The sequence below is a fragment of the Priestia megaterium NBRC 15308 = ATCC 14581 genome, assembly GCF_000832985.1.
GTDB lineage: Bacteria > Bacillota > Bacilli > Bacillales > Bacillaceae_H > Priestia > Priestia megaterium.
The window spans coordinates 2450560-2463177 of sequence record NZ_CP009920.1 but is presented as its reverse complement, the minus strand read 5'-3'; the positions used below and the strand labels follow the sequence as shown (position 1 = coordinate 2463177).

The following is a 12618-nucleotide window of genomic DNA, read 5'->3' as shown; positions in this document are numbered from 1 at the left end:
ACTCCTTTAGAGAATTTCGATACAATCACCTGTGGTAATTCCGCAGTTAATCATCGTCTCATTTCCCGAGAAAATAAGATTTTTATTTGAAACACGTATCCACGCACCGTCCTTTGGTGATTGAGTAATCTTTTTAGCTTGCCAAACGATCTCGACTACTTTTTTGAGTGAATGATAGTTTGATAGTCGCAAATCGAACCGATCACCTGTATAGTGCTTTAAGTCTACTGTTACTTCTATATACATAGGGTTTCATCACCTCAAAACATAGAAAAAGCGCCTTCATCTTTTGAGAATAGGGCGCTCCTTTTATTACTTCACTTAGATTATTAGATGAAGTTAACCGCGGATTTGGCTAGCGATTTGGTTATCTGTATCTTCAAGAACGTTTGCAGAGTCATCTAATTGCTTAGCAATCTTTGTAAGTAGGTTAGACATTTCAACGAAAGAAGGCTTTAATTCTTCGTATTGAGCAGCAAACGCTTCGCTTGAAGCACCTTCCCACATGTCTTGAAGTTGATTTTTCATTGTATCAAGACGACTTACTAATTCTTGAACTTGACCGCTTTCGTTAGTATAACGACCTGCCATGTCGCGAAGCTCTGCTGGTGTTACGCGAATAATTCCTGACATACATATCTCTCCTTCGGTTTATATATTTACTATTATTGTAAGAAACTCTAATGATAAGGTCAAAGGTTACTTGCAAAAGCCTCCAAAAATGAGAATATGTATCTACAAATACCCCTAAAAAATGCAAATAAAACCTAAACAACCAAGATTTTATTCTCATTTAAATCTTTTCCATATGATCTATAGGTACCTATTTAAAGGAAAATAAAAACTATAAGTCTATTAAATTACATTTTTGTTCATTATCTATAGAACTATTTACTAGTAATAAAAAAGCAGCAGCCTATTTAAGGCCCTGCCCCTTTATATATCTTCTATTTATTTAAGATTCAGACATGCTTGGGAAAAGCACATGCGCTTTTTATTTTTTGGCTACTGCTTAAAATAATTTTGATCTTCTTTTAACATCCTTATTTCTTCGGGGATGAATAATTTTGAGAGAGGCGTGTCAGGGTTAAGTAATATCGCTATTTCTTCATTTAATACAGGCAGCATATCCTTAAATGATACGCATACGGTCTTTTCATCTTTCAGCATCTGTTCAATCGGATATTTTGACGAAAAAACAGGTAAATATCGGTACGCTGCGCTTTTCATCGTCTGAACGTAGTGCTCTGCAATTAATATATCTGATGCTCCATGCTCTGAACTAACAACTAGCCATAAATTGCTATTCATTAAAGTCTTATAAAATTGAGCAATCTTCTTATTATCTTTCATTGCTTCAATTAATGATTTTTCTAATAAGTTAAATGTATATTTCATTGCCGAGACAACCCTGTAAGGAACTGTACCATTTCACTTCCAGCGCCATCATATACTTCATTCATTCTCTCTTCACTTCCTCTGTGCTGTCACTAAACATAATGTTTGAAGGATTCATTTCCTGACTTAAAATGCCCAACCCCATTTGAATAACGCCATAAGTAAAAAATTCGGTTCGACTGCATGTAGAACCATTCACTACTTTTTCTTCCCAAGACATAGAAAGCGAATTCCACATAACATTAAGAGTACCTAAAGGTTTTTCAATCGTTCTATGCATATTGTCATACGTATTCCATTCTTTTAAGTTCTTTATGTCATTCCACGTATCTTGTGAATGTGTGCCCCCATTGCTCCACACGCTCGACCAAAACTCCGTCCAGCCTGAAGAGCCTTCTAGCTCTCCATCTGCTTTTCTCATTTGTTCTGCAGTGTCTTTTACTAATAAATGTGCGTTTTCCGTTAGCGAATCAAGTTTGCGAATCATATGCTGTAACTCTTCCTGCAAGTCCAGCACTTTATCAATATCTGCAACAGACAAGAAATGTAGATTTGTAGCTTCCCAGCTTAGTTTTTGAAGTGCATCAGCCGTCTGTGAATGAGAGTGCTGAATTCGCTCTGCAAATGTCCGCAGCACCTCTGGATTTACTTTTATCTCCATGTATGTCCGTCCCCCTATCTCTTGTAAGCCTTCAGTCATCATCCAAACATTTTTTAAGCCTATACGGAAAGACTCACTTTCTAAAGGAGTGAGTCGATAATGTTATTTATTACGCCGATGCTAACTCTCTTAATCGTGAAATTTCTAAGCGTAAAGTTTGAAACAATTCATCCCTTACGTCGTACAGATGAAAAGTAGATTGCGTAATATCATTATAAATATCCTCATATGAGCTCTTAGAACGCCCTGACCAATCTGACGCATATTGTTGGTGCGAATTTTGAAACAGATAGATACCCTCTTCAAGAAATTCCATGATACGTTGAACTTCATGTAAATATGATTCTAATTGATCTGCATCTCGACTATATTCTTTACTTTTTCTTCTTCGCTCTATGTCGTCAAAGAGATCATCAATTGCATCCATAAAATGTCCCCACGTCCTTCTTCCTCTTTTATTAGAAGTCTCTTAAAGTAATGTTAAAATAAGGTTACAAAAAACAAAATCCATCATTCAAACTATTTTCATACCTAGGAAAAAATATCTACATTTCTCTTTTTTTACTTATTTATACAGGTAAAATAGAGAAAATAAACAACGCCAGGCTGCTGTAATAAAGCAGTAGACGTTGCTTTTTAGGTTGTGACACTGCTGTTATAAAAGGAAGAATACCTAGTTTACATTCGACCTTTTTGTTTCTTTTTCTTGTTAAATGGCTTTTTTGAAGGTTTTTTAGCTGTACGGGACTGCTCTTTTGTTCCTTCATCCACGATTTCACCCATATAAAGCTCTTTTTTCACTAATGAAAGTTGAAGTTCACGTGCGATTTGTTTTAAATTTCGCTCTTCACGTTCAGTCACAAGAGAAATGACTGTACCTTCTGCTCCCGATCTGCCTGTTCTACCTGAGCGATGGACGTATTGATCTGCATCTTGAGGAACATCGATGTGAATTACATGCGTCAACCCCTTAATGTCTAATCCTCTAGCTGCGACATCCGTTGCTAATAGGACAGGGAAATCTCCTTTTCGAAACCCTTTAATCGTCGTAGCACGATCTTCTTTTTTCGTTTCACTGTGTAAAGACCCTGCTTCTACACGCTTAAATGTTAATTTTTCTTCAAACTCGATTAGAGTATCAATTCCTTTAAAAAAGGCTAAAGCTTTCATTTGTTCTTGACGAACTAGTTTTCTAAGCACGTCCACTTTATCTCTAGCTTCACTTTTGATGTATACATGCTCTACCTTTGAAGCCGGAAGTTCATCTCTTCCTACCTCTATTTCAAGAGGGTGGTTCATCATATCTTTCGCTAGCGATTTGGTACGTTCTGATACAGTAGCTGAGAAGACTAGGATTTGACGATCACTTAACGCCATTTTTACAATCTGTTGAACCGTTTGAACATGCTCAGGTACAAACAATTGATCCGCTTCATCAATCACAATTGTTTTGACTTCGTGCATTTTTAATTTCTTCATTTTAATTAGCTCGTTCAAACGTCCTGGGGTACCAACAATGATATTGGGACGTTTTTTGAGTTTTTCTAATTGCCGTTTCATATTTGCTCCGCCAATAAACGCAGCGCTTGAAATACCGCTTCCCTGCGACCAAGTTTGAATTTCACCGTGAATTTGCATAACCAATTCATGGGAAGATGCTAAAATAACAGCTTGAATATGAGATGGTCCCGGCTGAATGCGATGTAAGACAGGCAACAAATATGCCAGCGTCTTTCCTGTTCCCGTTGGGGATTCTCCTATTACATCTTTATTAGCTAAAATCTCTGAAATAGCTTTCGTTTGAATAACAGTAGGCTCATTGAACCCTGCTTTTTTCCACGCCTCTTGTAAAAAAGGCTGTAAAGTCTCTATAAACTGACTCATATCTATCTCCTTTTCCATGCTTTTCTCGATATTATAAACGATTTTTTTCATTTCAATTAAACAAATGTATCAGTGGCCATGTGCGTTAATACTGACCTTAATTTCTATTTATAAATAAACCTTTCTTATCCCAAGGGACCCTGTCAATGCGTCAGTAGAAAAATCGGTTGTTACCTTAACTTTTCTACATCAATAAACATAGCTTCAACTATGATACACTATTGCTTCTATAGAAAACAATATGATCCTCTTTATTATGGACGAAAACTTGTATAAGAAGGAGGTTTTATGTCCTATATGGATCTAGACGCAAAGGGTTCAGCTGCTTACTTCCTCTTTTTCAAGAAAACAGCCGCCTCTCTGAGCTACGAGAGGCGGCTGTTTCGTTCTATAATTGGCATATCAATAATAACCGTTGTCCCTTTTCCTTTACCGCTTTTAAAATGCATGGTACCTTGATGACGCTCCATGATTTTGTAACACACGGCCAGCCCTAAGCCAGTGCCAGCTTCTTTTGTAGAATAAAACGGCGTTCCTACTTGTTCAATCCTCTCTTGACTCATTCCGATTCCATTGTCTTCAAAGTGAATCAATGCTCGTGTATCTTTTTCTTCAACTGTTATTGTAATATGACCTTTCTCCATAATAGCTTCTACACCGTTTTTAATCACATTGATGAAAACTTGTTTCAACTGATTTGAATCAGCAGAAACATAAATAGGCCTTTTGGCTGTTTCTTTCAATAAAATAGAAACATTATTTAAATTTGCCTGCGCTTCCATTAGCGTAACAACTTGTTTTAAAATTTCGCATAAATTGGTCTTTTCAAAAGATACATGCTGCTTTTTTCCAAGAATGAGCATTTCACTCGAGATTAAGTTGATGCGGTCGATTTCAGACATCATAATATCTAAATATGTGTCATTTGTTTCCTTAGAGGCTTGCATAACCTGTACAAAGCCTTTTAAAGAAGTAAGCGGGTTTCTAATTTCATGTGCGACGGCACCTGCCATTTGTCCAATAACGGACATTTTTTCCGAGGTTATCATAAGCTCTTCATCTTGACGGTATGTAGTAATATCGCGTGCAATCATAAATACACCTACTACCTGCTTATGAACGATGATGGGAAGCAAAGAACACCTAAGCAACCGTCTTTCTCGCTTTCTATTGATCACATTCATTTCGAACTTAGCACCTTTTCCATTCAGCACTTCTTTAAAATACTCTTTACACATATCAAACTCTTCAGCTGCGATAAGAGCTGAAGGTTTCATCTTTTGCAATTCTTCACTGGAGTATCCAACGATTGCTTCACCTTCTGGATTAGCAAGAAGAACTTCACCCGTTTTACTGATTTCAAAAACGCCATCGGGATTATGTTTAAACAAAGATTGATAGTGCTGATTGCTCGTTTGAAGTTCGTGTTCTTTTACTACGAGCTCTTGCTGGGACTCCACTAGTTTATAAGCTCTCCTATATACCAACCCATACAAAATAATCCCCGTAGCTAAAATAAAAAGCCAACCTTTGTATTGTTGAAAAAAAATATATACTTCAAAACGACCTTGCGCTAATGTTCTAGATATATTATCAGATATCAAGATCCATACAGCGCCAATAATGATATATATAATTGAAATTCTTAAAGCTACTTTACGCGCGTGTTTCACCAAATTTTAATCACCTGTTTATCAATATTGATCCCCTGTCTTATTGTCTTTATATGAAGTGTTCACTTTTTGTAGCCATTTCATGCCGTTGTAAAAAATTGATGAATGGCCTGACCTAAGTTACTAATAGATTTTACATTTGCTTGAAAATGATACTGGTGAAGCCATTGACTATGATCGGGTGTCACACCTGTTAAATAAATCTGTACACCCATTAGCTGAAATTCCCATATTAAATGTTCTAGGGCTGCAACACCTCGTTCATCAATTTGACCTATTCCATTAAAGTCAATGATAACTCGATCAACCGTTTCTTCATCTATTTGTCTGAGCAGCCGATGTTCATTTTTCATGATGACTTCCTCAAATAAATCACCAAACAGAGGTATAAGCACCATGTTGTTCGATAAATGAATAAACGGTCCCGACAGTTCTATAACTCGGTTCATTGCTTTTTCTAATCGTTCTTTTTGCAGCAGCAGTTCTAAGTCTGTTTCAGATAAACGCGCTGTATGTTGTTGGATTTTTTCTGAAAGAATTCTAATTTGAGAATCTTCCTCTACACATATTACATGCGCCTTACCTTGCTCCCATTTGCAATTCACCGTATAAAGAGACATTTTAGCTTTGCGCGAATGCATGACTAATTCTGTTTTTATTTTTTTCTTCTGCCCTAATCGTTTTCTAGCTTTGATCTGACTATCTTCGTCAACAATTTCTAAAAAATGTTGAACCTCTCCGAATAAAGCGGCTGCTTCATCAGATTGCGCTAGAATATTCATTTCCTCATCCATAATAAAAACAGGAAGCGGAGAATATTTAATAGTCGACAACCTTAATCCCCCTAATTGATTGATAATGAAAAAACTCTTTCAACTCCTCTAACTGTGCAATAAATCGAACTTGATTTGTTTGAACAAGAGGAAACTTATAGTTTGAAACTACTCGGCCTCCAACTAAAATAAGCGGCTGATGTTTTGTCTTTTGTAATCCTTCTATATATTCGCTTGCTTTTTCTATATGATGAGTTAAACTGAACGAGATTCCTACTAAATCAGGTTTCCACTGTTCAACAGCGTGTGTTGCATGTAAAAGCGGAGAATCTGCCCCTAAAAGTTTCGTCTGCCATCCGTGCTCTTCAAAGAGAATGGAAATCATTTTTAAACCTAAAAAATGCTGTTCATTTTCTATACACAAAAACAGACCTTTTTTTTCATTTTTAATAACTTCTTGTCTTATACACAATTGATAGCGTGACAAAACATAGTCACAGGTAGTAGTAGCTAAATGTTCATCAGCCACTGAAATTTCATCTTCTTCCCACATCATACCGATTTGAGCCATTGACACTGAAATGAATTGCTGAAAAATATAAAATGTATCGAAACCCTGCTGTCTTTTTTTCCACACAATATTCCAAGCTTCATCTTGATTCCCTGATAACAGTAATTCAGTCAAGCGTTCTATGCTTTCAATCAAGAAACCACCTCTTTTTCAGTCAAACGACTTGTTTTTTCCTTTGTTATTATCAACCATACCACTTAACTCACCCGCACTCTACAGTAAAATATTCTCACACTGACAAGATAGCACCGGACGTCTCTGACAGGTCAATCTCTTTATTTTTCAAAGTCAACGAGGTAGTGATGCAGCAAGTGACGGTTTTGTTCATTGTATAAGTACGCATACACAGGTCGTCCTATTGTGCCGTAAGTCATTCTTTCTCCAAGAAGACCTATATCTGTTAGAAATTTTAAATATTTCCGAATAGACACTCTTGAAATTCCCGTTTTTTCAGCTACATCATCAGTCGAAAAAGGATGATCTTTAAGATGCTCAATGGCTTCTACGATAACTTCTAATGTTCCTGTCGTTAAACCCTTAGGCAACGGCTCTACCCGAGCTTCTTTTATTTTTTTATTAGACAGCAGCCCGTCTAATTCCTGTTGGTTAAGCTGAGGTTGCTGTTTTAACGTACGAAATGTTTGTTTGTAAGCCGAAAGTGCTTGATAAAAGCGTTCAAATGTAAAAGGCTTAATCAAATAATCAATCGCTCCGTAGCGTAGAGCTTGCTGAATCGTTTGGGCATCCGAAGCAGCGGTGATAAAAATGACATCTATTTCCTCTTGTTTTGTTCGAATCTCTTCTAAAACTTTCAAACCATTTTGTCCAGGCATAAAGACATCAAGCAGCACTAAATCAACTTGATATTCATTTACCTTCACCAAGGCTTCATGACCCGAATGAGCAACAGCGACCACTGTAAACCCCTCTATCTCTTCAATGTACTTTTGATTAAACTGAGCAACCATTGGGTCATCTTCAACAATTAATACTTTAATCAACTTGATCTCTCCTTGTTTCGTACGGAATATCAATATAGAATGTGGTACCGCTATTTATAAATGAGTCAATGACGATTTGGCCACCTAGTTCATCAATCGTTTGCTTCACTAAATGCAGCCCAAACCCTCTGCTCGTGCCTTTTGTAGAAAAGCCTTTCTTGAAAATCTGATTCATTGTATCGGAAGGAATGCCGCAGCCTGTATCCGTGACTTGAATTGTAAGTTTATTGTTTTTATACACAAGCATAACGGACACTTTTTTAGAGGCTTGATGACGAACTGAATCAATTGCATTATCAATTAAATTTCCAATAATGGTAATGAGATGATGAGTAACGTGTGGATCTGAAGGTTCTGGAATAACTTCATCAGCGGAAAACGTCAGTTCTACGCTTTCCTCTCTAGCATAACTCATTTTGCCCATGAGGAACCCTGCCAACGCATGATCTTTAATAGATTTAGTCACTGAACTAGATTCATCGACACGATGATTAACAAGCTGATGAATATACGTTTTTAGCTCATCATAATAATTCATCTGTACCATTCCTAAAATCACATGAAGTTTATTCATAAATTCATGCGATTGTGCTCGAAGCGCTTCCACATACATTTTAACACCTGTTAGCTGTTCTGCTAAGATGTTAACTTCTGTTTTATCCCGAAACGTAGAGAGTGCCCCTACAATCTCTTCGTTTACTACTAGCGGAACCCTGTTAACCACAATGGCTACTCCATTTATGAATTGCTCTTCATCGTAATGAGATTCCCCCGTAGACAAAACGTCGTCCAGCCTGGAGGTGGGCATATATTCTTGAATAGACAAACCGATTGGCTCTGGTGCTAACCCTGCTTTAACAAATAAGCGGCGTGCAGAACGATTAGCAAGTGTAATATTACCTTCTTTATCAACAGCTATCACTCCTTCACGAACCGACTGCAGCATGGTACTTCTCTCTTCTAGAATTTTAGCAATTTCAGAGGGTTCCAAGCCAAATAAAATTTTCTTTATGTAATTCGCTAATAAAATAGCACCAAGAATGCCTACAAGTAAACCAATTAATGAACCTAAAACAATTCGACGATGCCCATCTCTAATTGCTTCATTTACATTATTCAAAGAAATCCCCACAGCTACTGCGCCAATTTGTTGATTTTTTTCATTATAAATAGGTGCAAAAGCGCGCAGAGATTTATCGAGCGTTCCTTTTGATACAGATACATAAGATTTCCCGTGCAATGATTTTTGCTCATCGCCTCCGGCAAACCTCTTTCCTATCTTTTTAGGATCTGGGTGAGATTGCCGAATTCCATTCATATCCATAACAACGATAAACAAGACGCTTGATTTTTTACGAATTCGTTTAGTGAATTCTTGAATTGACTGAGGTGTTTTTGTCTCTAGTCCTTCTTTCACGTTCGTGGATTCTGAAATAATCGCAGCAATAGTCCGAGCTTTTTCAGCCTGTTGATCCCGAATATTTTTTCCAATTGAACTGCTAACTAATAAATCCGTTAACAATAGCGATAGAATCACCACCATGCATACAAGCAGCACCGTGATGCTTCGCAGACCCATTCTTCCGTGTTTCACATTCTTCCCTCGCTTCCCTGCTTTTCTTGTTTATAGCACAAGAAAAAGATCTTATCTAGAGTCAGATAAGATCTTCGCTTATTTAATTTCATTTTTACTGAGTTGATTAACATTTATACAGGAAGGTTAACAATCTACTTTATAGTTTCGGTCCTTTTCGATATTTAAACCATCCCATTTTATAAAAGGCAAAGACCATTAGGCCTACAAGCCCAATCATAATGCCAAGTACAATAAAATAATTATATTTCCCCGTCAGTTCCGGCATATATGAAAAGTTCATGCCATAGAGGCCAGCAATAAACGTCAACGGTAAGAAAATAGCTGACATAAGCGTTAGCGTAAACATGATTGAATTCATACGATCCGAGTTAATGGACATAAAGCTTTCTCGAATGTCATTTGACAAATCCCTGCTTGCTTGCATAATTTCAATCATATTTAATAAGTGGTCATAAATGTCATTAAAATAGCGAACCTGCTCTTTTGCTTTTAACGCATTAGTTGACATAATACGATACATTAAATCTCTCATGGGGTTTAAAATGCGGCGCATTCGTGACAAATCACTTCGGATGTCATAAAGCTGCCTCATTAATTCATCCATAGGTTCGTCTTTTGCATTGTCTTCAATGTCGTCTATGTGATCTTCAAATTTATAAAGCACGGGGAAGTATTCGTCAACGGTATGATCTAAGAGTTCATACATGATATCCCATGTTCCATCTTCGGTAGCCTCAGGGTCTTTTTTGATAAGCTCCCATACCCTAGCCACGCTCGTTAGCTTATCCATATGGTAAGTGACTAAAAAGTTATCCCCTACAAACGCAGATACTTCTAAGTGCTCAAGCTCTTCTTTATGAAGGGCATAATAGACTAAAAAATAATGCTCATCATACAACTCAAATTTAGCGCGCTGACCTTGATTTAAACAGTCCTCAACTGCTAAAGGATGAAAATTAAATTGTTCAAGCTGCTTTTTTTCTTCCTCGGTGGGATTGTAAAAATCAACCCAATACCATTGAAAGTCATGGCTTGAACGAATCTCATTCATTTCTATTTCTTTAATAGCTCCTTCTTTGGTTTTAGCTACAATTTTAATCATAAGATAACCTCTGTCTTTTTTGATACTATTCTCTGCACATACCCTTTTTACCATTTTGTTAAACTTTTTTCTTTTAATGTACGTCTTTTCTCGTCTATACATACGATGATGGTGACGACAAGAGAACAAAACGGTGAGGAGGTATATCCATATGTATGAATTTTACTCCCGGCATGAAGAATATTGGGAAGATGATACAAGGCTAGACGAACAGCTTCTAAGAGATATAAACAAAGCTGTAAACGATGAGTTTTCCGCTATTCACTACTATACACGCTTAGCAGAACTGGCTCCTAATAATCAGGTTCAACAAGCTATATTAGGTATTCGGCAGGATGAAATTAAACACTTTGACTGGTTTTCTAAGGCCTATTATGATTTATCAGGCAGCTACCCACAAATTTCATTAAACATAAAACTGCCAAATACTTTTCAAGAAGGGGTGTCTGAATCCATTAAAGATGAAGTAGAAACCGTTCCATTTTATCAATCAATCGCTAGAAAAATCACAAATGCTCGAATTCAAAGCCGCATTGTTCGAGCCGCGAGCGATGAACAGCGCCACGGTCAAATTTTCCGAACCATTCAGTCCCACTTCTCATACTAAATAATACGCTTGCAGTCGCAAGCGTATTATTTGGTATGGTTTTATCATTACCTCTTACTTTGACTTTGTAGCATTAAATTCTTCTTTGATTTTTTGGAGCAGCGTTTGATTTGTTAATACGTCATACCCTGTTAATGCCATTGTTTGTGCCCCGAGTATCATTGCTTCTCTTCCTTGCTCACTTAAAGCTGCTTCTCTAAATTCGTGCGTATGACAAACAAAATAATCATCACAAATTTGAATATACGGATGAATAGCTGGAACAACCTGACTTACATTTCCCATATCTAAAGATCCATGATCGCCTTGGTCTTCTGTAATGCTTTGTTCGCTCACGCCTAATGAGATGAGATTATTTGTATAGACATCGGATAATGTTTGATTCGTTTGCATATCATCATACGAAAACTCATAGTTTGAGATTTTTAATTTTGTTCCCGTGGCTAGAGCAGCGCCGTTTGCACATGCCTTCACCTTCTCTGTCACTTCATCTACATATGCACGAGTTGAAGCGCGGACATAAAATTGTGCTACTGCATAATCCGGTACAACGTTGGCCGCCTTGCCTCCCTCTGTAATCACTCCGTGAATACGTACATCCGGCTTCACATGCTGACGAAGCGCATTAATGCTGTTGAACGTTTGTAATACGCCGTCTAACGCGTTGATTCCTTCATGAGGAGCAGCAGCTGCGTGCGCGGATTTTCCGAAGAACTCAAACTGAATGGCATCCATCGCAAGAGAACGTCCGCTTTTTTGGTGACAGTAATAAGGATGTACCATCATAGCTACGTCTAAATGATTAAAAATGCCTTGTTCAGCCATCGTTACCTTGCCGCCTCGTGTTTCCTCTGCAGGCGTTCCATATACGTATACTTTACCGCCTGTTTCTGCAACTGCTTTACTAAGACCAATACCAGCTGCAATCGACATGGTTCCAATTAAGTTATGTCCGCATGCATGTCCGAGATCCGGCAAAGCATCGTACTCAGCCATAAACCCAATCGACGGACCTGGCTTTTGACTGTCATAAACAGCAGTAAAAGCCGTTGGCAAGTCACATGTACCAATTTCAACTGTGAACCCTTGTTCTTTTAAAACATCCGTTAATGCTTTGCACGCTTTGAATTCTTCGTGACCAAGCTCAGGGTTGTGTCCAATATATTTGCTTACATCATAAAATGTATCCTGTAATTTATTAATTGCTTCATTTATTAATTGTTTCATTAGTCGTACTCCCCTTTTAAATATTTAAACAAATTATAGTATATTTATTCGTTTTTTAAAAGCTAGTTTTTAAGACGTGTTTTCCTATCACCTTAATATGCCTTATAATTAAACTACTAACTGT

14 protein-coding genes and 1 pseudogene are annotated in these 12618 nt (G+C 37.3%); 2 read left to right on the top strand and 13 right to left on the bottom strand.

What is annotated here, in order from left to right:
* Nucleotides 1-6: 6 nt before the first annotated feature.
* The 9 genes from yukD to BG04_RS13230 form a co-directional block, all read right to left on the bottom strand.
* Nucleotides 7-246: an ESX secretion system protein YukD gene (gene yukD, locus BG04_RS13270; RefSeq protein WP_013055106.1), complete on the bottom strand. Its 240-nt coding sequence runs from the start codon at nt 244-246 to the stop codon at nt 7-9.
* Nucleotides 247-339: 93 nt separating this feature from the next.
* The gene (locus tag BG04_RS13265; protein ID WP_013055105.1) at nt 340-633 is read right to left on the bottom strand and encodes a WXG100 family type VII secretion target; all 294 of its coding nucleotides are present in this window, start codon (nt 631-633) and stop codon (nt 340-342) included.
* A gap of 372 nt (nt 634-1005) precedes the next feature.
* Nucleotides 1006-1398, bottom strand: a complete 393-nt coding sequence (locus tag BG04_RS13260; RefSeq protein ID WP_013055104.1) for an SseB family protein — start codon at nt 1396-1398, stop codon at nt 1006-1008.
* A 61-nt stretch (nt 1399-1459) separates the two neighbouring features.
* Nucleotides 1460-2059: a WXG100 family type VII secretion target gene (locus BG04_RS13255; RefSeq protein WP_013081499.1), complete on the bottom strand. Its 600-nt coding sequence runs from the start codon at nt 2057-2059 to the stop codon at nt 1460-1462.
* A 109-nt stretch (nt 2060-2168) separates the two neighbouring features.
* The gene (locus BG04_RS13250) at nt 2169-2486 is read right to left on the bottom strand and encodes a hypothetical protein (RefSeq protein ID WP_013055102.1); all 318 of its coding nucleotides are present in this window, start codon (nt 2484-2486) and stop codon (nt 2169-2171) included.
* A 251-nt stretch (nt 2487-2737) separates the two neighbouring features.
* Complete coding sequence (locus BG04_RS13245; protein ID WP_034654749.1) at nt 2738-3943, bottom strand: DEAD/DEAH box helicase; 1206 nt, start codon at nt 3941-3943, stop codon at nt 2738-2740.
* Nucleotides 3944-4308: 365 nt separating this feature from the next.
* Nucleotides 4309-5616, bottom strand: coding sequence for an ATP-binding protein (locus tag BG04_RS13240; RefSeq protein ID WP_013081497.1), 1308 nt, complete (start codon nt 5614-5616; stop codon nt 4309-4311).
* 80 nt (nt 5617-5696) lie between these two features.
* The gene (locus BG04_RS13235) at nt 5697-6449 is read right to left on the bottom strand and encodes an STAS domain-containing protein (protein ID WP_034654746.1); all 753 of its coding nucleotides are present in this window, start codon (nt 6447-6449) and stop codon (nt 5697-5699) included.
* Nucleotides 6436-7095, bottom strand: a complete 660-nt coding sequence (locus BG04_RS13230) for a cobalamin B12-binding domain-containing protein (RefSeq protein ID WP_013055098.1) — start codon at nt 7093-7095, stop codon at nt 6436-6438. The genes BG04_RS13235 and BG04_RS13230 overlap by 14 nt, the downstream gene beginning before the upstream one ends.
* A 142-nt stretch (nt 7096-7237) precedes the next feature.
* Here BG04_RS13230 and BG04_RS31825 point away from each other — a divergent pair, with 142 nt between their 5' ends.
* Entirely contained in the window at nt 7238-7387 is a 150-nt protein-coding gene (locus BG04_RS31825) for a DUF952 domain-containing protein (RefSeq protein ID WP_350494489.1), read from the top strand.
* Between the two features lie 289 nt (nt 7388-7676).
* Here the strand turns inward: BG04_RS31825 and BG04_RS31820 are convergent.
* The 3 genes and pseudogenes from BG04_RS31820 to corA all read right to left on the bottom strand — a co-directional run.
* A pseudogene (locus BG04_RS31820) lies at nt 7677-7928 on the bottom strand (response regulator); the annotation flags it as partial.
* 25 nt (nt 7929-7953) lie between these two features.
* Nucleotides 7954-9540, bottom strand: a complete 1587-nt coding sequence (gene dcuS / locus BG04_RS13220) for a DcuS/MalK family sensor histidine kinase (RefSeq protein WP_034655324.1) — start codon at nt 9538-9540, stop codon at nt 7954-7956.
* A 154-nt stretch (nt 9541-9694) separates the two neighbouring features.
* Complete coding sequence (gene corA, locus BG04_RS13215) at nt 9695-10660, bottom strand: magnesium/cobalt transporter CorA (RefSeq protein ID WP_034654740.1); 966 nt, start codon at nt 10658-10660, stop codon at nt 9695-9697.
* Nucleotides 10661-10811: 151 nt separating this feature from the next.
* On the opposite strand from corA, the gene BG04_RS13210 reads away from it, so the two are divergent.
* Nucleotides 10812-11267, top strand: coding sequence for a ferritin-like domain-containing protein (locus BG04_RS13210; protein WP_034654739.1), 456 nt, complete (start codon nt 10812-10814; stop codon nt 11265-11267).
* 54 nt (nt 11268-11321) lie between these two features.
* On the opposite strand, the gene BG04_RS13205 is transcribed toward BG04_RS13210, so the two are convergent.
* Nucleotides 11322-12494 carry a M20 family metallopeptidase gene (locus tag BG04_RS13205; protein WP_034654738.1) on the bottom strand — a complete coding sequence of 391 codons (1173 nt, stop codon included), beginning with the start codon at nt 12492-12494 and terminating at the stop codon, nt 11322-11324.
* Nucleotides 12495-12618: the final 124 nt, after the last annotated feature.